At 67.2% G+C, this 19,922-nt stretch carries 17 protein-coding genes; 6 read left to right on the top strand and 11 right to left on the bottom strand.

Annotated features, from left to right (window positions below; translation table 11 throughout):
• Positions 1-40 precede the first annotated feature (40 nt).
• Together BST13_RS18930 and BST13_RS18925 are read left to right on the top strand one after the other, a co-directional pair.
• Entirely contained in the window at positions 41-1,369 is a 1,329-nt protein-coding gene (locus BST13_RS18930; protein ID WP_083165640.1) for an MFS transporter, read from the top strand.
• Positions 1,366-2,034: an HAD hydrolase-like protein gene (locus BST13_RS18925; RefSeq protein ID WP_211296121.1), complete on the top strand. Its 669-nt coding sequence runs from the start codon at positions 1,366-1,368 to the stop codon at positions 2,032-2,034. Before BST13_RS18930 ends, BST13_RS18925 begins: the two co-directional genes overlap by 4 nt.
• On the opposite strand, the gene BST13_RS18920 is transcribed toward BST13_RS18925, so the two are convergent.
• Positions 2,009-2,872 (bottom strand): hypothetical protein, encoded by an 864-nt coding sequence (locus BST13_RS18920; protein WP_083165565.1) that lies wholly within the window; start codon positions 2,870-2,872, stop codon positions 2,009-2,011. The two genes, BST13_RS18925 and BST13_RS18920, sit on opposite strands and share 26 nt — an antisense overlap.
• Positions 2,873-2,990: 118 nt before the next feature.
• Between BST13_RS18920 and BST13_RS18915 the strand changes: the two genes are divergently transcribed.
• The gene (locus tag BST13_RS18915; protein ID WP_083165564.1) at positions 2,991-3,605 is read left to right on the top strand and encodes a YdcF family protein; all 615 of its coding nucleotides are present in this window, start codon (positions 2,991-2,993) and stop codon (positions 3,603-3,605) included.
• Here BST13_RS18915 and BST13_RS18910 read toward each other — a convergent pair.
• Together BST13_RS18910 and BST13_RS18905 are read right to left on the bottom strand one after the other, a co-directional pair.
• Positions 3,581-5,569 carry a vWA domain-containing protein gene (locus tag BST13_RS18910; RefSeq protein ID WP_083165563.1) on the bottom strand — a complete coding sequence of 663 codons (1,989 nt, stop codon included), beginning with the start codon at positions 5,567-5,569 and terminating at the stop codon, positions 3,581-3,583. The two genes, BST13_RS18915 and BST13_RS18910, sit on opposite strands and share 25 nt — an antisense overlap.
• A complete protein-coding gene (locus BST13_RS18905; RefSeq protein WP_083165562.1) occupies positions 5,562-6,944 on the bottom strand; it encodes a sigma 54-interacting transcriptional regulator in 1,383 nt (460 codons plus the stop codon). The genes BST13_RS18910 and BST13_RS18905 overlap by 8 nt, the downstream gene beginning before the upstream one ends.
• Before the next feature lie 111 nt (positions 6,945-7,055).
• Between BST13_RS18905 and BST13_RS18900 the strand changes: the two genes are divergently transcribed.
• Both BST13_RS18900 and BST13_RS18895 read left to right on the top strand, forming a co-directional pair.
• Positions 7,056-8,903 carry an LpqN/LpqT family lipoprotein gene (locus BST13_RS18900; RefSeq protein WP_083165561.1) on the top strand — a complete coding sequence of 616 codons (1,848 nt, stop codon included), beginning with the start codon at positions 7,056-7,058 and terminating at the stop codon, positions 8,901-8,903.
• A gap of 49 nt (positions 8,904-8,952) precedes the next feature.
• Positions 8,953-9,966, top strand: coding sequence for an alpha/beta hydrolase (locus BST13_RS18895; RefSeq protein WP_083165560.1), 1,014 nt, complete (start codon positions 8,953-8,955; stop codon positions 9,964-9,966).
• Positions 9,967-9,972: 6 nt separating this feature from the next.
• Here BST13_RS18895 and BST13_RS18890 read toward each other — a convergent pair whose 3' ends face one another.
• From BST13_RS18890 to sfnG, 6 genes are all read right to left on the bottom strand, one after another.
• Positions 9,973-10,623 (bottom strand): LpqN/LpqT family lipoprotein, encoded by a 651-nt coding sequence (locus tag BST13_RS18890; protein ID WP_083165559.1) that lies wholly within the window; start codon positions 10,621-10,623, stop codon positions 9,973-9,975.
• An 11-nt stretch (positions 10,624-10,634) separates the two neighbouring features.
• Positions 10,635-12,197 (bottom strand): bifunctional phosphoribosylaminoimidazolecarboxamide formyltransferase/IMP cyclohydrolase, encoded by a 1,563-nt coding sequence (purH, locus tag BST13_RS18885; protein WP_083165558.1) that lies wholly within the window; start codon positions 12,195-12,197, stop codon positions 10,635-10,637.
• On the bottom strand, positions 12,194-12,823 hold the full coding sequence (gene purN / locus BST13_RS18880) for a phosphoribosylglycinamide formyltransferase (RefSeq protein WP_083165557.1): 630 nt from the start codon (positions 12,821-12,823) through the stop codon (positions 12,194-12,196). The genes purH and purN overlap by 4 nt, the downstream gene beginning before the upstream one ends.
• A 10-nt stretch (positions 12,824-12,833) precedes the next feature.
• Positions 12,834-14,294: a cell division protein PerM gene (locus BST13_RS18875; RefSeq protein ID WP_083165639.1), complete on the bottom strand. Its 1,461-nt coding sequence runs from the start codon at positions 14,292-14,294 to the stop codon at positions 12,834-12,836.
• A 60-nt stretch (positions 14,295-14,354) separates the two neighbouring features.
• A complete protein-coding gene (locus tag BST13_RS18870; protein WP_083165556.1) occupies positions 14,355-15,263 on the bottom strand; it encodes a DUF5336 domain-containing protein in 909 nt (302 codons plus the stop codon).
• A 136-nt stretch (positions 15,264-15,399) separates the two neighbouring features.
• On the bottom strand, positions 15,400-16,530 hold the full coding sequence (gene sfnG / locus BST13_RS18865) for a dimethylsulfone monooxygenase SfnG (RefSeq protein ID WP_083165555.1): 1,131 nt from the start codon (positions 16,528-16,530) through the stop codon (positions 15,400-15,402).
• Between the two features lie 143 nt (positions 16,531-16,673).
• Here sfnG and BST13_RS18860 point away from each other — a divergent pair, with 143 nt between their 5' ends.
• On the top strand, positions 16,674-17,522 hold the full coding sequence (locus tag BST13_RS18860; protein ID WP_083165554.1) for an LLM class F420-dependent oxidoreductase: 849 nt from the start codon (positions 16,674-16,676) through the stop codon (positions 17,520-17,522).
• A gap of 6 nt (positions 17,523-17,528) precedes the next feature.
• Here BST13_RS18860 and BST13_RS18855 read toward each other — a convergent pair whose 3' ends face one another.
• Together BST13_RS18855 and BST13_RS18850 are read right to left on the bottom strand one after the other, a co-directional pair.
• Positions 17,529-18,257, bottom strand: a complete 729-nt coding sequence (locus BST13_RS18855; RefSeq protein WP_083165553.1) for a sensor domain-containing protein — start codon at positions 18,255-18,257, stop codon at positions 17,529-17,531.
• Between the two features lie 51 nt (positions 18,258-18,308).
• A complete protein-coding gene (locus tag BST13_RS18850; RefSeq protein ID WP_083165552.1) occupies positions 18,309-19,835 on the bottom strand; it encodes an acetyl-CoA acetyltransferase in 1,527 nt (508 codons plus the stop codon).
• Positions 19,836-19,922 lie beyond the last annotated feature (87 nt).

Below are 19,922 nucleotides of genomic sequence, written 5' to 3'. Positions count from 1 at the left end.
CGGGATGCACATGGCAAGCGCCGCGACAGGGGTCGACAGCGTGACTGAACACGAGGGCCAGTTGCAGGGCGCAGACCTGCGCCGTGCCATCACGGCAGCAGCGATCGGCAACTTCATCACCTGGTTCGACTTTGCGGCCTACGGATTTCTGGCCGTGCTGCTCGGCCAGATCTTCTTCCCCTCCGAGAATCCGGCCGCCAGCCTGCTCGCGACGTTCGCCGCGTTCGGCGTGGCGTTCCTGATGAATCCGATCGGCGGTTTCGTGTTCGGGCGGCTCGGCGACAAGGTCGGGCGCAAGAAGATCCTGGCCACCGCGATTCTCTTGATGTCAGCATCCACCTTTGCCGTCGGCTTGCTGCCCGGCTATGCCAGCATCGGCATAGCCGCGCCGGTCCTGCTCGTCGTCCTGCGCATCCTGCAAGGCTTCGCGGCAGGCGGCGAACCTGGCGGGGCGGCAACGTTTCTCGTCGAATCCGCGGCCCGGGGGCGACGCGCCCGCACGGTCAGCTTCTGGCACTGCTCGAGTTACCTCGCCAATGCGGTCGCGTCGGTGTTGGTGCTCACCCTCAACGCCATCCTCAGCCATGCGGCGATGTTCGACTGGGGTTGGCGCATACCGTTTCTCATCGCGGGTCCACTGGGGCTCGTCGGGCTGTACCTGCGTCTGCGCCTGAACGACACGGCCGAATTCGAGCGGCTGCAGAGCACCGGCGAAGTGAGCCAGACGCCTGTCAAAGATGCCTTGACGGCTAGCCGCCGCCAGGTCATCCAAGTCATCGGCTGCATCGCGTTCCAGGCCGCAGCGTTCTACTTCATCTTCGTCTACATGCAGACCTACCTACAGTCGCAGGTCGGGTTCTCGTTCGGCATGGCATCGGCGTCGACCGTCATCTGCCTGTGCGCGGCGGCGGTGGCGATATTTGTATTCGCCTGGTTTTCCGACCAATTCGGGCGCAAGCCCGTCATCATCCTGGGTGCCGTAACCAGCACGCTGATCGTCTTCCCCGCCTTCGCCGCGTTCTCCACCGCCAACACGGCGTTGATCGTGAGTGTGCACGCGGCCATGGGAGTGTGCCTGGCAATGTTCATGTCGGCCTCCGGTGCGGCGATGGTGGAGATCTTCCCCAGCCGCGTGCGGTACGCCGGCTTCTCGATCGGCTTCAACATCTCGGTCGCGATCTTCGGCGGAACGGCGCCCTACGTCGCGACCTGGTTGATCGCCGCGACCGGTAGCCCGGTGTCGCCGTCGGCCATCCTCATCGTGACGGGGCTGATGGCGATCGCCGCCGCGTTCACCCTGCACGAAACCGCCGGCCGCAGGGTCGACGCCACGATCGGCGCGCTCGACCCCATTAGGGTTGGCGAGTGAGCTCCTCAGCCATGACGTGGACCTGCGTGCTGTTCGATCTCGACGGCACCATCGCGAACTCGGCCAAGAACATCACCGAATCCTTCGCCGCGACGCTCAACGAATTGGGCCTGCCCGTCCCGCCACCCGACGAACTGCGCACGTGGGTGGGACCGCCACCGGCAGAGTCGTTCCGGGTGCGGTTCGGCTTCGACGACGCGACAGCCGAGCACGCGCGACAGGTCTATCGTAAGCACTATCAACGGATCGGCAACGCCGACATCCGGCCGTTCGGCGAGATCCTTCCCGCTCTCGAAGCACTTGCGCAACAAAGCATTCCGATGGCGGTGGCAACGTCGAAACCCGAGCACACCGCGATCGAGGTGCTCGAACGGTTGGGGCTGGCACGCTATTTCGTCACGGTCTCCGGTGCGTCGAGAGACGAAGCCATCAGCGACAAGGCGTCGATCGTGGGCGAGGCACTGCGTCGCCTGAGCGCCGACGGCGTCGACACCAGCAATCCGGTGATGGTCGGCGACCGCCTGCACGACGTCATCGGCGCGGCCGAGCACGGCGTTCCGACCATCCTGGTGGACTGGGGATACGGAGAACCCGTCGAGCATGCCCGCGCGCTCGTCACGGTCGGCTCGGCGGACGCGCTCACGGACACCCTGCTCGGGCGGTAACCGTACCCTGCCAGCCGCGTGCCAGCAGCGCACTGCGCGCCTGCTCGACGATGTCCTGGCCATAGTCCTCTTTGATGACGTGGATGACGTGCCACCCGAGTCGCTGCAGCACGCGGTTCACCCGAACATCCAGGGCGTACTGGGCGCGGCTGGTGAGGTGTTGCTCGCCGTCATATTCGGCCCCGACCTTGAACTCTTCCCAGCACATGTCAAGCCGTCGCACGTAGCGGCCGTGGTCATACACCACGAATTGTGTGGTCGGCCTGGGTAATCCCGCGTCGACGAACAGGAGCCGCAACCAGGTCTCCCTCGGTGACTCCGCTCCGCCGTCGACAAGTGGCAACGCCACCCGCAGACGACGCAGCCCCCGCACCCCGGGATGGCGTTTGGCGATCAGCATGACGTCCTCGATCGAGAACGGGCAGGCATTCATGAGGGCGTCCAGGCATTCGACTGCCCTGCCGCGCGGCAGGCGGCGGCCCAAGTCGAACGCGGTGCGCGCGGGCGTGGTGACGCGGACTCCGGCGACCGTGGTGACCTCATCGTCGTGCAGCGTGTCGTAGCGGATCACCAGACCGCGCTGGTGCCTGCCGGCCGCGACCAGCTCGACGGGAACGTCGTCACCGACCCACTTGGCGCCATGGATCGCCGACGCAGCCACGCCGGCGATCACCCCGTCGGACGTGAGCGCCGCGCCGAGAATCCGATCCCGCAGGGATACCTGGTGTCGCAGCGGCACGTACACGTCGCGATAGATGGGCCGGTACCGGTGTCGCAGCTGGCCCTTGGTGAGATGACCTGCGGCGACGGCGTTGCTGCCGACAAACGGAGTGCGCACATCTGCTTAGACGCACGCAGCGGGATTTCGGCTCCCGCAGCCTCGAATTCGACGCAAATGTCGTTGCGCGGCCCGCAGCGCGACACTTGCGTCGAAGTGGGCGCACGATAATGGCGCCATGAGCACGTGGACCAGATACCTCCGTCTCGCGACGGTCACGGCCGGTGCGGGATTGGCATGGTGTGAGTGGAGAACATGGCAGGCGTCCCGAGAAGCGCTGCCGGCCGACCGCCTTGACCCGAGCCGCATAACGCCCGGCGAGGCCATCCTCGTGCTCGGCTGCCCCGAGCCGCTCCTGCACCGCTGGCGCGTGCGCATCGCCATGCGCTCGACCGATCCGTCGCAGGCGCGCTTCGTGTTCTCCGGCGGAGCCGTGCGCTCCGAGCTCTCGGAAGCCCAGATGATGGCCAACTACGCCGTTGTCTCCCGCGGAGTTCCGGCGGCCAACATTCGCCTCGACGACCAATCGCGGACGACGGTCGAGAACATCAAGAATTCGATTCCGCTCCTGGCCGACGCCCCGGCCATCAAGATCGCGTCGAACACTTTTCACGCCCGCCGGGCCCGGCGCATACTGCGCGACGAATCACCGGAATTGGCAGCCCGATTGGTGCGGACACGCGATTACATCCCTGCCGAGTGGGGTGCCCTGCACGCGGTCATGGCAGGCCACGAAATCGTCCGGCGGCTGGTCCGACGGGCACAAGGTCAACGTCGGCGGGATCGCAGATAGTCGCCGACAACCGCGGCGCCCAGTCCGTCGAGGTCGGGCACCACGACGCGGCCTGCGACGCGCCGCGCCACCTGGTCGATGAACCTGGCCAGCCCTGGATCACTGCCGAGCCGGAAGATCGTCACCTGCGCACCGAGCCGGGCCACCTCGTCGAAACCCCGCACGGTGTGCGCGATGGTGCGGGGGTGCGGCGGGTAGTCGAAGAATACTTCGGAGCCGTCGTCGTACCCCTCCAGGTGCGCGGTGGGTTCGCCGTCGGTGACCACGAGCACGACGGGCTGCGCATTGGGGTGCCGGCGCAGATGCCGCGACGCCAGCGCCAGCGCATGGTGCAGATTGGTGCCCTGCTCGTAAACCCCTTCCAGCGCGGTCAACTCGGCCGCGCTGACCGTGCGCGCGTAGCGCCCGAAAGCGATGATCTGCAGCGCATCTGACCGGAAGCGTGTGCTGACGAGGTGGTGCAACGCCAGCGCCGTGCGCTTCATCGGCAACCAGCGGTTCTCCATGACCATGGAGAACGAGGTATCCACCAGTAGCGCTACACAGGCCTGGGTGCGGGTCTCGGTCTCGGAGATCTCGACGTCTTCGACGGCGAACCGAATGGGCCGCTCCACGACACCGGTGCCGGCCTGCCGCAGCACCGCGTTGGTCACCGTGCGGGTGACGTTCCACGGCTCGGTGTCGCCGAACTGCCAGGGCCGGGTCGCCCCGGTCAGCTCACCGGCCGCACCGGCCCGACGGGTGTCGCGTTCTCCGTGCCGACCCGAAAGTTGTTGTGCCACATCACGCAGTGCGGTCTGGCCGAGCTGACGCATGGCTTTGGGCGACAGCCGCCACTGCCCGTCGGAGCCACGGTCGAGGAAGCCCTGGTTGACCAGGGCCCGCTCCAGCTCGGCGAGCGTGCGGGCGTCGACGGCGGCCTGGTCGCCGAGCTGACGCGCCAGCGCATCGAGGTCGACGTCCTCCATCGTGGCCCCGGAATAGCTCTGCGACAGCGCGTCGGCGAGCTGCTCCAGTTCGGCGATGTCGGAGAGCGCCTGCGCGCCCTCGCCCATGCCCATCGGATTGTCGCCGGAGAACCGCTGCGAACCCGACCAGTCCTCGCCGGGGCGGGCGGCTTGCAGGTGTGCGTCGAGCCGATTCAGCGCGTTCATCAGCGAGGGAGAGCCGAAAGCCTGCTCCGCCAAGGCATCCAGCTCGGCGCGCTGCTGCGCCGAGAGGCTGTTGCGGAAGCGCTGCGCAGCGGCCGCACGCTGGGCCAGCGAATCGAGCAGCTCGTCGATGTTCGACGGGTTCTCCGGGAAGAACTCGCCGTGCTTGTCCATGAAGTCTTGAAAATCCTGCTCGGTGTCCTCGCCGCGAGCGTGCTTGTCCAGCAAGTCGTTCAAGTCGTCGAGCATGTCGTTGACCCGCTGGCGGTCCTCGTCGGTGGCGTTCTCCAGCGCCTGCTTCATCCCGGCGAACCGCTGGTCGAGCATCTCACGACCGAGCAGATCCTTGATCTGCTCGTACTTTTCGCGGGCCTCCGGCGAGCGCCACGAGTACTCCGAGAGTTCCTGCACGGCCTTGGCGGGTGACGGCGACAGCGACTCGAGCTGCAGTTCGCCGAACCGGGCGTCGTCGTCGAGCGCCCGGGCGAGCTCCTTGCGCTCGGCAAGCACGGCCTCGTCGAGCAGCTTCTTGATCTCCTGCAACGTGCCGTCAAGATTGTTGCGGGACAGTAGTTCCCGCCGCCGCCGATTGGCCTCGGCGGCCAACCGGTCAGTACCACGCATGTCACGCGTCCCGCGACGCAGCAACTCCGAGAGCGCGCGCCGCGGCGAGCTGCCCTCCATCACGTTCTGGCCGATCTGCTCGAGTGCGTCGCGCAGATCGATCGGCGGCGCCAGAGGATCGGGGCCGCCGCTGTATCGCGAATACCGCGAGGTGTGCCCGTGCCCTCTGGCCGCGTGGCCACTAGCCATAGACCGTCTCCCCCTCGCCCGACACCTTGTCGATGCGCTTGGCCAGATAGAGCGCTTCCAGGGCCAGTTCGACCGCTGCGGCCCGTTCTCCGACCGACCGGGCTCCCAGTCGCGCGGCCACCGCATCCAGCGCAGGCAGGGCGGGCAGAGCGGCCAACACGTCCTTGGCCGACACCCGCTCGCCGGTGGTCACCGGAGAACCCTCCTCCACGGCAGCCACCACGGGGCCGACGTCGATGCCACCCAACAGCCGCTGCGCGGTGTCGGCGGTGGCCCGGCGCAGCAGATGCTCCAGCACTGCCTGCTCGCGGCCTTCCTCGCCGGTCTCGAACTCCAACTTGCCGCGCAGCACGTCGATCACGGTGGCGAGGTCCACCACGCGCGCCACCGGATCGTCCTCGCCGATGATCGCCGCGCGGTGCCGGGCCGACGCGGCGACCGTCTCGGCCGCGGCGATGGCGAACCGCGCCGACACACCGGAACGCTGATCGATCGAGCTGGACTCACGCAGATTGCGGGAGAAGCGGGCGAGCACGCCGAGCAGATAATCGGGCACCTCGGCGGACAGATGCGCCTCTTGGCGTATCACTCCGACCTCGGATTCGATCTCCAGCGGGTAGTGCGTGCGGATCTCGGCGCCGAACCGGTCCTTGAGCGGGGTGATGATGCGACCGCGGTTGGTGTAGTCCTCGGGGTTGGCGCTGGCCACCACGAGCACGTCGAGCGGCAGCCGCAGGGTGTAGCCACGCACCTGGATGTCGCGCTCCTCCATGACGTTGAGCATCGACACCTGGATCCGCTCGGCGAGGTCGGGCAGCTCGTTGACCGCCACGATGCCGCGATGTGCCCGCGGAATCAGGCCGTAGGCGATGGTTTCGGGATCGCCGAGGCTGCGGCCCTCGGCCACCTTGATCGGGTCGATGTCACCGACCAGGTCCGCAACGCTGGTGTCAGGAGTGGCGAGCTTCTCGGTGTACCGCTCGCTGCGGTGCCGCCATTCGATCGGCAGGTCCTCACCGGAATCGGCAGCGCGCCGGATGGATTCCGGCGTGATCGGGCTGTAGGGGTGCTCACCCAGTTCGGCTCCGGCGATCACCGGTGTCCACTCGTCGAGCAGCCCGGTCAGCGCCCGCAGCAAGCGCGTCTTGCCCTGACCGCGTTCGCCGAGCAGCACCACGTCGTGCCCGGCGATCAGTGCCCGCTCCAGTTGCGGAATCACGGTGTCGTCGAAGCCCAAGATGCCGGGCCATACGTCACGCCGGTCGGCAAGGGCAGCCAGAAGATTCTCCCGGATTTCGGCTTTGACGCCTCGCTCACGATGCCCGGATGCACGCAGCTCACCGACCGTCCGAGGCAGATCCTTGGATTGGCTCACTACACCAAGCTACGACTGCTCCGGCGGCTCGGCATGGTCACCGGTCTGACTTGCGGTCACCATAGGGCTACAAAGTCGTGGCGACTGCCACTCGACCGGTAGTCTGCGCCCATGCCGTTGGCTAGCGGTCAAGTCTTCGCGGGGTTCACCATCGTCAGGTTGGTGGGCACTGGTGGCATGGGCGAGGTCTATCTGGCGGCCCATCCCAGGCTGCCGCGCGAGGACGCCCTCAAAGTGCTTCCGCAGACCGTTAGCGCAGATAATGAGTTCCGGCAGCGGTTCATCCGCGAAGCCGACATGGCCGCCACGCTGTGGCACCCACACATCGTGGGCGTCCACGATCGGGGCGAGTTCGAAGGCCGGTTGTGGATCTCGATGGACTACGTCGACGGCCACGACGCCGCCCGGCTGCTGCACGACGTGTATCCGACGGGGATGCCTGCCGCCGATGTGATCGAGATCATAGCCGCGGTGGGCGACGCGCTGGACTACGCGCATCAACGAAAGCTGCTGCACCGCGACGTCAAACCGGCCAACATACTGGTCGCCGGCAAACACGGCGCCAAACGCAGGATCATGCTCACCGACTTCGGCATCGCACGCCGGGCCGACGAGGTGAACGGGCTGACGTCCACCAACATCACGGTGGGCTCGATGTCCTACACGGCGCCCGAACAGCTGATGGGCCAGACCCTCGATGGCCGGGCCGACCAGTACTCGCTGGCCGCCACCGCCTACCGCTTGTTCACCGGGTCGCCGCCGTATGCGCACAGCAACCCGGCAGTCGTCATCAGCCACCACCTGAGCTCCCCGGTTCCCAAGCTCGCGGCCACCAAACCCGAACTGGCCGTGTTCGATTCGGTGATGGCCAAGGGTTTGGCGAAAGATCCCAAGGACCGGTACGACACCTGCCACGACTTCGCCAACGCGTTGGCCGAGGCCGCCGCGGGCGCCTCCGCGACCCTCAAGATGCCTGCGCTCGCGCCCCCGCCGCCGGTGGCCCAGAAGCCTCTGGCCACGCCCCCGATGGCACCGCCGCCCATGCCTGTCCCACCGCGGCCGATGTCCCCGTCGAATCCGTCGAGCGCACCGGCGCCGCGGCCCACACCGCCGTCGGAGCCTCCCGTCTTCACCTCGTCGTGGTCCGTGGCAGAGCCTCCCCGCAAACCACCGACCAATCCCCCGATGCCGCCTGCGCCCGCGACCAACTTCGGTCCCCCGCCGCTGCCCTACGTGGCACCGGTGAAGAAGTCGGGTGGCAAGCGCAAAGGCCTGCTGATCGCGGGCGCGCTCGCCGCCGTCGTCCTGATCGTCGGTGGAGTCACGCTGGCGGTGACGTCGGGTGGCGACGATGCCGCTCCCGGGCCCCAGACCACGACGGCCGCGGCGTCGACGAGCCCGACGACGACGGCATCCACGCCGCCGCAACCGCCGGGCCACTCGTACACCATCGCCGACTACATCCGCGACAACAAGATCGCCGAAACGCCCATTCACCGTGCCGACCCGGGCGCACCGGTGTTCACCATGCCCACCCCGCCGCCGTGGACCGACGCAGGCAACCGCACTCCGGCGTGGGCCTACTCGGCGATCGTCAACGACAGCGTGACCCCGACGGATCCGCCGTCGGTGATCTCGTTGATCTCCAAGCTCGTCGGCGACGTCGACACCAACAAGCTGCTCGAGTTCGCGCCGAACGAACTGCAGAACCTCGCGGAGTACGAGCCGGTCGGCGGGGTCACCCGCGGCAATCTCAACGGGTTCCCGTCGGTGTCCCTGGGCGGCTCGTACGTCAAGGACGGCCGGCGCCGCGCCATCACCCAGAAGACGGTGACGATGCCGATCCCGGGTGGGGCGTTCGTCCTGCAGATCAACGCCGACTCGCTGTACCGCGACATGAGCTCGCTGACCGACATCAACAAGGTCATCGACGCTCAGGCCACCATCGTGATGCCCTGAGCCGACACCGCGTTTTGCCTCACCCGAGTTACCCGATACCCTCGGTATCGTGAATTCGCTAGATTGGCATTCTCGGCCGACAACGGTGCACTTCGGACCGGCTGCGTGGCAGTCCAGAGCCCTCGGCATCGGGTCGGCGATATTCTTCCGACCGTTGCTGGGCCTGTTGACGCTGATCGGCCTCGGCATCAATCGCGTCGCACCGGCGCTGCTGCAGCGCGCTCATCTCGACGTGATCGACCGCCCGCTGCGCATCGTCCCGCCGCTGCCGGGTACCGAGGTGACGCCGGTCGCGTTGCCGAATTGCCCGGCCGAGTGGGTAGTGGCCTCCCAATCGCGTGAGTCCGAATCGGTGATCGTGTACATGCACGGCTCGGCGCTCGTGACGCTCGGGCTGAACTCGCACCGGCGGTTCGTCTCGAAACTGTCGGCCAGCACCGGAGCCCGGGTGTTGAACGTGGGCTACCGACTCGCCCCGCAGGCCGGCATCGAAGACGCCGTCGCCGATGGCCTCGACGCCTACCGGTATGTGCTCTCGCTCGGTTATGAGCCCAATCGCATTGTGCTGGCCGGTGATTCGGCAGGCGGGCTGATCGCCGCCGACACCGCGATCGCCGCCCGCGACGCCGGCCTGGTGCCGCCGGCCGGCCAGGTGCTGCTCTCGCCGTTGACCTCGTCGGACATGGAGCTCAAATACCGTGCCCTGCAACAACATCGGGATGTGATGTTCCCGTTCATAACGGTCAAGTTCATCTACGACGTGTTCGCCACCGTCAACGGCACCCGACCCACACCCGTCATGCCACCGGAAGCCGACCTGCACGGCCTCGGGCCGTTCCTGCTCCAGGTCGGCACTCACGAAATGCTGCTCAACGATGCCTTCGCCCTGGCCGACCGGCTCACCGCGGACGGAATTCCCGTATGGGTTCAGGTGTGGGAACGGGCGATGCACATGTTCCAGCTGAGCTTCGACGTCAACCCCGACGCCCGCCGCGCCGTCGACGAGATCACATCGTTCATCGAATTCGTGACGGCCGAGGTCGAAGACGAGGTCAGCGCCTGACGCCGGCTACGGGTTCTTGACCGGCAGCACCTGAAAGCCCGACACCATCATCTCGGAGTCCCGCTTGTACGTCAGGTTGTCAGGGGCCGTGGTCTGCACCGTCAATCCTGCGCAGTACGTGCGCAGTTCACTGCGGTAGGCCACGAACAATGCGATGGCCGGGTGCGGCTGCAGCACACCCATCTGCGGTATCTGGTAGTTCACGGTCTGCGCAGGCAGCCCGCAGATCGTGATGTTCTCGGTCTTCATGGCGCTCTCGGGCACGCCGAGGGTGGCGATCGACTTGCGCTGTGCGGCGAACACTTCGTCCGGTGTCATCGCATCAGCGACGCTCTCCAGCGCGATCACGATGGTCGGCTTGAAATTGCCGTTCTGCAGGCTGGCATTGCTCATCGTGTAGCGCAGCAGATCGGTGTCGCGGCCCTCCACCCGTTCCCAGCCAGGAGGCTGGGGAATCCTGATGGTGGGCTCGTCGGCATCCACCCGAGGCACCGTGACCAGCGGCGCGTCAACCGGGTTGCACTTGAGCTCCCCGGTTTTCGCGGCTGCCAGCAGGTCTTGCGATGCCACCGGGTGGCCGTCGGCCAGATGTGTGCACGACGTCAACACCAGCGCCGCAGCCGCCAGCGCAACGGCCCTTTTCGACGCAGTCGCCATGGTCGCCAATATTAATGTGCGAAATGCCGTGCACCAGTGAGGTACAGGCTGATACCGGCCTTGGCGGCCGCTTCGGTGACCACGTCGTCGCGCATGGACCCGCCCGGATGCACGATGGCCTTGACCCCGGCCTGCGTCAGCGTCTCGAGCCCGTCGGGGAACGGGAAGAACGCGTCGGAGGCCGCGACCGCGCCCACCACCCGGTCCCCTGCCCGCTGCACGGCCAGCGCCGCCGCGTCGACCCGGTTGACCTGTCCCATACCGACGCCGACGGTCGCGCCGTCCTTGGCCACCACGATCGCGTTGGACTTGACCGCCCGGCACGCCCGCCAGGCGAAGACCAGGTCGGCCAACGTCTGCTCGTCGGCCGGATTGCCGGTGGCCAGCGTCCAGTTGTTCGGGTCGTCGCCTTCGGCGTCGAGCGCGTCGCGGTCCTGCAGCAGCAACCCGCCGCTGATCGGGCGCATCTCGACTCCGCCGACCAAAGGCTCGGACGCGACCAGGATGCGGACGTTCTTCTTGCGCGCGAGCACTTCTACCGCACCGGGCTCGTAGGCCGGGGCGATGATGACCTCGGTGAAGACGTCGGCGACGGTCTCCGCCATCTCGACGCTGACCTCGGTGTTCGAGGCGATGACGCCGCCGAACGCGCTGAGCGGATCACACTCGTGGGCCTTGCGGTGCGCGTCGGCCACCGAGACCGACGAGATCGCGATGCCACACGGGTTGGCGTGCTTGATGATCGCCACGCAGATCTCTTCGTGGTCGAACGCCGCCCGCCACGCCGCATCGGCGTCGGTGTAGTTGTTGTAGGACATCTCCTTGCCGTGCAGCTGCTCGGCTTGCGCCAGGCCCGGCCACGCCGAATCGTCGCGGTAGACGGCGGCCTGCTGATGCGGGTTCTCGCCGTAGCGCAACACCGCGCTACGGTGCCAGGTGCCGGCGAACCAGGCCGGCAGCGGTTGGGCGGGCTCTTCCGGCGCCAGCGTCGAGGCCATCCAGCCGGCCACCGCGACGTCGTATTCGGCGGTGTGCCGGAATGCCAAGGACGCCAGTTTCTTTCGCTCGTCCAGCGTGAAGCCGCCGGCCCGCACGGCGGCCAGCACGCCGTCGTAACCCAGTGGGTCCACCACTACCGCGACACTCGGGTGGTTCTTGGCCGCGGCGCGCACCATCGAGGGTCCGCCGATGTCGATCTGCTCGACGCATTCGTCGACCGACGCACCGGATTCCACGGTCTCGGTGAAGGGGTAGAGGTTGACCACCACGAGCTCGAACGCCTCGACGTTCAGTTCTTGAAGGGCGGCAAGGTGTTCGGGCTTGCGGGTGTCGGCCAGCAGGCCCGCGTGCACCCGCGGGTGCAGAGTCTTCACCCGGCCGTCGAGCACCTCGGGGAAACCTGTCACCTCTTCGACCGGGGTGACGGGAACACCGCCCGAGGCAATGGTTTTCGCCGTGGACCCGGTGGAGACGATCGTCACCCCGGCCTCGTGCAGGCCGCGGGCCAGCTCGGCAAGGCCGGTCTTGTCGTACACGCTGATCAGTGCGCGCCGGATCGGTCGCTTGTCGCTCATCCTATGGTCGCCTTTCGTCCGGTCCAGGTCACGCCGCGGGTTGCCAGCGCGGCCAGCACGTCCACCAAAAGTCGCCGTTCGACGACCTTGATGCGCTCGTGCAAAGTCTCTTCGGTGTCCTCGTCGCGCACCTCCACGGCGTGCTGCGCGAGGATCGGCCCGGTGTCCACCCCGGCGTCGACCAGATGCACCGTGCATCCGGTCACCCGTACGCCGTAGGCCAGCGCCTCGGGCACCGCGTGCGCGCCCGGGAAACTCGGCAGCAACGCCGGATGGGTGTTGACCACCCTGCCGTTGAAACGCGAAAGGAACTGGGGCCCAAGGATCTTCATGAATCCGGCGGAGACCACCAGATCAGGTTCATGGGCCTCGGTGGCGGCGGTCAACGCCTGGTCCCACTCTGCCCGGTCGGGGTGGTCACCCAAGCGGACGGTGTAGGACTTCACCCCGGCGGCCGCTGCGATGTCGAGTGCCGCGCACGCGCGATCCGTTCCGACCGCCACCACGCGGGCCGGGTAGTCGTCGGCGGCGGCCGCCAGTAGCGACGCCAGCAGTGATCCGGTGCCCGAAGCCAACACGACCAGGCGTGCGGGTGCGCTCGGGGGCACATGTAGCGGTTGCTGCACGCGCAGCAGCCTAGTCGGCTCTGTCGCGGGGCGGATCGCCGGTCACGTCATGATCGGCGATGAAGTGCTCCTCGGGATCCTCCGGGTAGTGGCCGGCGTGGTCGGTGTCGGCGGTGGTGTCACCGCTCGACCACGCCACGATGGGCTCCTCGTCGGGGGCGTCGACTTCCTCGACGTCGAGCGGAGGTTCCTCGTCACCACCCCGGTAGCCGCGTTGATACTCGGGCTCGAAGTCGGCTTCGTGGTCCTCTGACTCGTCCAGCTCATCCGGCTCGGCCAGCGGTTCGTCGTCGTACGGCTCGGCGGCCTGCGGTTCGGGTGCGGGCTCGGCGACCCGTCGCGGCCTGCGGGCGATGCCGCCGGACATCGCCACGGTCAGCCCGCCGATGCCGGCGAACCACAGGAACACCGCGGGTCCGAATGTCGACTGGTCCACCCCGACGTCCCCGAAGTTGCCCAGCCGACCGCCCGCGGCGTACGCCAGCAGCGCCATGGTCACCGCCGCGACCACCGACGCCACCCCGAGCTTGGCCGCGGCGGGCAGCAGGGTCAGAGGCCGTCGCGCACACTGCTGCCCGACCGCCACCGCGGACGCGGCGCCGACGATCAGCAGCGCCACCCACACCGGCCCGAGCGGCGGCGTGGGCAGGGCGGCCAGCACGGGTACCGCGGGGATGTCGCCGCCGAAGACCGTGAACGAGCTGAACGTCGCCAACCCCACGTGGGCGCTGGAACCGACCGCGATGGCCGCGGTCCCGACGATCACGTTGGGTATGTAGAGGATGGCCAGCAGGGTGAGGCTGAGCTGGCCGAGCACGGTGTCGGTGATGGCGTAGAGGTCGTGCATGGTGCCCCAGTGGACGACCAGCGAGGCCGCGGTGACCACGCCGGACAGCCCGAACAGGGCGAGCACCCCGGCCATCGCCGCGCGCAACGCGTCGGGCAGCCAGTTCGGCAATGGCGACTGGTGCAGGGTGCGGCGGCCGACCTTCGATCCCACACCGATCACCGCGCCGAGCGCGTGCACGGCGAGCACTCCGGTGAAGGCGCGCAGCGCGCTGGGGGTCTGCAGCTCGGTGAGCACCGACGCGGCGTCGTGGATGACGGCCAGCATGACCGCGGCGATCAGCACCGGACCGCCCAATGCCGACGCCACCACCCAGCGGGTGACGAACCAGGACGAGTTGGGCGCCGTGGCGGCCGCGGTCGTGCGGGCCGTCCCCCACACCATCAACAGCACCGGCAGCAGCGGCATCACCCCGAGCACCCGGCCGCCGATGGACACCGGAACCTGGTGCACCCCCAGCCACATGCTGGCGATCGCACCGAACGCGCCCGTCATGTCGCTGTTGGCGATCAGCAGCTGCAACAGCGTGACAGCGGCGATCACCACCAACGCCACGACGGACGGACCGAATGCGACCCGAAGCAGTTCACGCGCCTGGCGTGTGCCGGCTGGCCGGTTGCTCACGGGGTTGGCCGCTCCTCGCAGATGATCACGCGTGCGCGGGTTGCGCACGCGCGGACCAGCTTACGACTGTGACGGGCCAGATTGCTGTGAGGACGAGTGCTGCGTCGGTTGCTGCGTCGGAACCTGGGTGGTCGGCGCAGAAGCGTTCGAGCTGCCCGACGACGACTGCTGCTGCGGCTGTTGCGGCTGCTGCTGCGGCTGTCCGAACGCGGGGAAACCGGTCGGCGGAGTCGGCGGGCCGTTGTGGCCGCCTGCGGGACCGCTCTGGGAACCGCCCTGGGGATTCTGCTGAGCCTGGAAACCACCGGTGTTGGGACCGCCGGAGTAGCTGCCGTACTGCGACGGGTAGCCCGGACGCTGTTGCTGGGGCGGGGCCTGCTGGTAGGGCTGGGCGCTGTGCTGCGGCTGGCTCTGCTGGCCGTAGTACTGCGACGGGCCGCCGTACTGGCCGTATTGCGGAGGCTGCGGCTCGTATTGCGGCTTGGGCGCCGGCGGCGCGATGATGCCGGACTCCAGCAGCACCACCCACAGGGCGAGACCGGTCTGCACCAGGGTGAGGCCGAGTACGACCCAGTACGCCCACGTCGCCGTGTCGAGCGACGCGATGACATTGCGGATCACCAGCAGGAATCCGAACGCCGACAACACGGCCACCAGCGCGGCACGCTTCTTCTGCTTGGGCAGCAGGCTCACCCCGGCCACCAGGGCGGCGAGCAAGGCGGCGTAGATGTCCCATTCGCCGTGGGAGACCAGCGAGAAGCCACCGGTGGACGACTCGGTGAGACCGACGAAGCTCAGCAGGTAGGTCACCACACCGAGACCGGCGACGGCACCGAGCAGATAGGTGGGCAGCGCGTTCTCCCCCGCGGGCGTGGCTGCTGCCGCAGGCGCGGCGGGCCGGCCGGGCTGCTGCGGCGCACCGTACGGCGAGGTGGGCGGGTATCCGGGACTACTGGGCGGATAGGACATGGAACCTCTCCTGTGCTGGTCGGGCGTCGCGTAGCGCGTTCACGCGGGCATCATCACGACCGCCTGAGCGTTTCGATCTTCCACGCTAGCGCACCCGGAGGTGTGGGTGGCACACGCTCCGGGTGTCATTCCGATCTCAAGCCGGTACCAGAACAGGAGCATCGACCGAATCCTGTTCGGCCGCCTCGATTTCGCGCACCAGCGGCAGCACCTTGGCACCGAAATACTCGATTTCCTCTTGGAAATGCAGGAATCCGCCGAGGATCAGATCGACGCCGCGTTTGCGGTACGCGGCAATGCGTTCCGCGATCTGCTCGGGCGTACCGATCAGCTGAGTGCGGAATCCGTCGTTGTACTGCACCAGGTCTTCGAAGCTGGAGTCCGCCCACATTCCCTTCTTGTCGCCGGTCGAATTGCCGGCCTGCTGCACGGCGTTGTGGAACCCTTCCACCGCGGGCTTGTTGGCCTTGGCGATGATCTCCTTCAACGTCTCCTTCGCTTCTTTTTCCGTGTCCCGGGCGATGATGAAGCCGTTGAGCCCGAACCGCACTTCCCGGTTCGCATCGCGGGCGTGGTCGCGCACCTCGACGACCTGTTCGGTCACCCCGTCGAAATCCTTGCCGTTGGAGAAGTACCAGTCGGCGTAGTAGCCGCCGTTGCGCCGGGCCGCCGACGAGTTGCCACCCTGGAACAACTCCGGGTTGGGACGCTCGGCGGTGTTGAGCGGCTTGGGCTTGAGGGTGAAATCGTGGATGCGGTAGAAGTCGCCGCGGAAATCGACGTCGTCCTCGGTCCAGATCTTGCGCAGCACCTGCAGGAACTCCGCGCTGCGGCGGTAGCGCTCGTCGTGCTCGAGCCAGGGTTCGCCCAGATGGGTGAACTCGTCCTTGAACCAGCCGGAGACCACGTTGACCGCGAATCTGCCGCCCGACAGATGGTCGGCGGTCGCGCCCAGCTTGGCCAGCACGGCCGGTTGCCACAGCCCTGGATGAACCGCGGCGATGACCTTGAGCCGCTGTGTTGCCAGCAACAACGCGAGGCTGAAGCTGGTGGATTCATGCTGGAACTCGGCGCCGTAGCTGGCCTCGTAGCGCACCTGGCTCAGGGCGTATTCGAACCCGTTGTTCTCCGCGGTCTGCGCCAATTTCGCGTTGTACTCGTAATTCCAGTCGGTCCGCTGTTCGATGTCGCTGGTCACCAGACCGCCACTGACGTTGGGCACCCAATAGGCGAACTTGACGTGGTCGGCGATGCGTTCGGTCGTCATGGCGTCCGATACCAGCAAACATCCAGCAGGTGGTCACGGGTAACACTCGCGCTGAACTTTTCATCGCGGCCCGCACAGGCGGCGCCGGTGCTCCGGGAACCCTCGGTCTTGCCCTTCGGACTAGAACACGTTCTAATTCTGGCATGGACTACGGGCTCGTTCTCTTCACCAGCGACCGCGGCATCGCCCCCGCGAAGGCCGCCAAACTCGCCGACGATCACGGCTTCACCACCTTCTACGTGCCCGAACACACGCACATCCCGGTCAAACGCGAGGCCGCACATCCGACCACGGGCGACGAGTCGCTGCCCGACGACCGCTACATGCGCACCCTCGATCCATGGGTGTCGTTGGGTACGGCGTGCGCCGTGACTTCGCGGGTGCGGCTGTCGACGGCCGTCGCGCTTCCGGTCGAGCACGACCCCATCACCCTGGCCAAGTCCATCGCGACCCTCGACCACCTGTCCGGCGGCCGGGTCAGCCTTGGTGTCGGATTCGGTTGGAACACAGACGAACTGGCCGACCACAACGTTCCGCCGGCACGTCGGAGGACGATGCTGCGCGAATACCTGGAAGCCATGCGTGCACTGTGGACGCAGGAAGAAGCCTCCTACGAGGGCGAATTCGTGAACTTCGGGCCCTCGTGGGCGTGGCCCAAACCCGTGCAGGCGCACATCCCGGTGCTGGTCGGCGCGGCAGGCACCGAGAAGAACTTCAAGTGGATCGCGAAGTCGGCCGACGGCTGGATCACCACGCCGCGCGACTTCAACATCGACGAGCCGGTGAAACTGCTGCAGGACACCTGGTCGGACGCTGGGCGTGACGGCGCACCGCAGATCGTGGCGCTGGACTTCAAACCGGACGCCGACAAGCTGGCGCACTGGCGCGAGCTCGGCGTGACCGAGGTACTTTTCGGCCTGCCCGACCGTGCCGAGTCCGAGGTGGCCGGATACGTCGAACACCTGGCAGGCAAGCTCGCCGCGCTGGTGTGACGGGGCTCAGCTGCCGATCTGGTCGAGCACCTTGTCCATGATTTTCTTGACGTCGTCGGCCAGCGGTTTGCGGTCCTGAGACTGCACTTCGACGAGAACGTTGCCCTTGACGGCCAACGCCCGGTCGATCACCTGGTCACCACCTTGCAGCGTGCTCTCCATCGTGGTGATCCCGTTGCCTGCATCGGTGGGGCTCCCGAGTTTCCAGGTGAGCTGGATACGGGTGTACGTGAAATCCTTACCGGCACAGTTGTGCAGCGTGTCGAGGTACTCGTCCATGGCCTTCTGCGCTTCGGCCGGGCTGTCGAACGCCGACGCCGATTGGTCGATGGACGGCGTGGCGTCCGGCTTGGATTTGTTGGGGCCGGTGCGTGTCTGGAAGATCGACGAGTAGCCGTTGCCTGCGTAGACCACCGACATCCCGCTGTACAACGCCCCGAGACAGTCACGCGGCACGTAGCTTTCACCGCTGTCACTGGTGTCCGGCTTCATCCACGACGAGATGGTCACCATGTTCGGCAGTCCCACGATGCCGGATACCACATCGGGAGTGAGCAGCAACGACTCGAGGTTGCCGCCGTCCACCATGGCGCCCTTGCCTGACACCGGGGCGGACGCGACGCCGTCGACAGTGCGGGTGCACGACGCCAGGGTGGCGATCATCGCAAGGGCAGCCACAGCCGTCCGGAAAGCCCGAGGATTCGGCCGCGGCACCCGATGACTGCCCTGGCTCATACGTTCAGCCTAAGGGCGAACCCCGAAATCGGGGCCGCATCAGGCGGTCCGTCAGCCCAGTGCCGCGCGGTTGCCCGTCTCACCGGACCGCACCACGATCGACGCGCCGAGCGGGTCACCGTCGCACAACAGTGCCAGCAGCGCCTCGTCTTTCGTCGTGGCGAGGAACCGGCTGCCGTCAGAAGCCATCCGACCCATGACGATGCCCGTCGGCGCCTGCCAGTCGTAACGGACCGTGTAGGTCTCGACAGTGGCTGCACCATCGGCCTTTTCGGTGATCGAGACCTTGGGCCGTGCGGCGATCTGGTCGCACAGCGCGGCGCTGTCATCCTCGGCCCAGTCAGCGGGCTCCGTCGAGTAGACGCCCACCGAGTACTTGCTGGCGATCCCGCCGTTGGCCCCGACAAGCGCGAACTGTCCAGGCTTGTCGCGCATTTCGTTGACCGCTTCGGCGATGGCGTGCATCGAGTAGTTGTTGCCCGGCCCACCGAAGAACGGCAACCCGCCGGTCAGCGTCAGGCCACGTTCGTCGTCGGTTGCCAACCCGGTGCTGTCGCAGATGTTGAACACCGGGAACGGAAAACAGCTGTAGAGGTCGAACGCGGCCACCTCGTCGAGCCCGATCCCCGCCACCCGAAGGGCCTCACCCACCGCCGCGACCGACGCGGGACTGGCCCCGACGTCGGCCCGTTCGAGGAGTTTCTGCTCTTTCATGTCGGCGTGGCCACGCAGGTACACCCACTTCTCCTCGGGCACACCCAGCCGCCGCGCCGATTCGACCGACATCAGCAGGACCGCCGCACCCTGGTTGACCTGATCGCGAGCGACCATGAGCCGCGGATAGGGATCACAGATCATCCGGTTGCTCTGGGTGACCGTGGCCAGCTCGTCGACCGAACGTTCCACCGGGGACGACGAAAAAGGGTTCTTGGCAGCCACTTTGGAGAACGGTGCGAACAGTTCGGCCATGCTCCGCCGGTATGCGTGCACCGACAGCCCCAGCCGTGCGCGCCGCGCGTTCTCCAGAAGGCCGTACTGGACGGGCGCGCCGATCAGCCCGTGGGCGATGGTGTATTCGTCGAAGATTCCGTCGTATCCGAAACCCCGGTCCTCCAGCTGGCCGCCGACGATCTCGGTGAAGTCGGGTTTGTCGTCCCGTTTGGCGTAATACCGCTCGGTGGACACCGCGTCCGAGCCGAACAGCAGGACGACGTCCGAGCGCCCCGCCGCGATCGAGCCGGCGAATTCGGTGACCAGATGCTGTGGGCCCTGCCCACCGATGACCTCGAGGACGGCCCGGGCGGGTTCGGCACCGATGCGCTGCGCCACCGACCGTGGGTAGTTGTCGGACACTCCGAACGGAGGCGGTGTGGGCTTCGAGATCTCGAACTGCCGCACGCCGGCGACGGTGTCGATGACCCTGGCCACCATTCCCGCGTCGACTCCACAGTCATGCAAGGCTGCCCGGGCACCCTCGGCGGCCAGCTCGACCGAGGACATGCCGCGGTAGTCGGAGGCGCCGATGTGCTCGGTGAACTGCCCGACGCCGACGATGACCGGTGTGCGCTGATCGACCACTGTGAACAACCTCCTGACACGTGTTAATTCGCCACGCTAACGGATTGTCGTTCGAGAGTTCGTATCGGCGTCGCGGCATTTCCACGC

It is taken from the genome of Mycobacterium aquaticum (assembly GCF_002086485.1).
Lineage (GTDB): Bacteria > Actinomycetota > Actinomycetes > Mycobacteriales > Mycobacteriaceae > Mycobacterium > Mycobacterium aquaticum.
Note: the sequence above shows the minus strand (reverse complement) of the source record. Positions and strands in the feature narration are given on the sequence as shown.

Coding starts and splice junctions, on each gene's coding strand:
- BST13_RS18860 (WP_083165554.1), top strand. CDS start 16,674: ATGGACTACGGGCTCGTTCTCTTCACCAGCGACCGCGGCATCGCCCCC.
- BST13_RS18910 (WP_083165563.1), bottom strand. CDS start 5,569: ATGGCTAGTGGCCACGCGGCCAGAGGGCACGGGCACACCTCGCGGTAT.
- BST13_RS18900 (WP_083165561.1), top strand. CDS start 7,056: ATGCCGTTGGCTAGCGGTCAAGTCTTCGCGGGGTTCACCATCGTCAGG.
- BST13_RS18855 (WP_083165553.1), bottom strand. CDS start 18,257: ATGAGCCAGGGCAGTCATCGGGTGCCGCGGCCGAATCCTCGGGCTTTC.
- sfnG (WP_083165555.1), bottom strand. CDS start 16,530: ATGACGACCGAACGCATCGCCGACCACGTCAAGTTCGCCTATTGGGTG.
- BST13_RS18870 (WP_083165556.1), bottom strand. CDS start 15,263: ATGTCCTATCCGCCCAGTAGTCCCGGATACCCGCCCACCTCGCCGTAC.
- BST13_RS18890 (WP_083165559.1), bottom strand. CDS start 10,623: ATGGCGACTGCGTCGAAAAGGGCCGTTGCGCTGGCGGCTGCGGCGCTG.
- BST13_RS18915 (WP_083165564.1), top strand. CDS start 2,991: ATGAGCACGTGGACCAGATACCTCCGTCTCGCGACGGTCACGGCCGGT.
- purH (WP_083165558.1), bottom strand. CDS start 12,197: ATGAGCGACAAGCGACCGATCCGGCGCGCACTGATCAGCGTGTACGAC.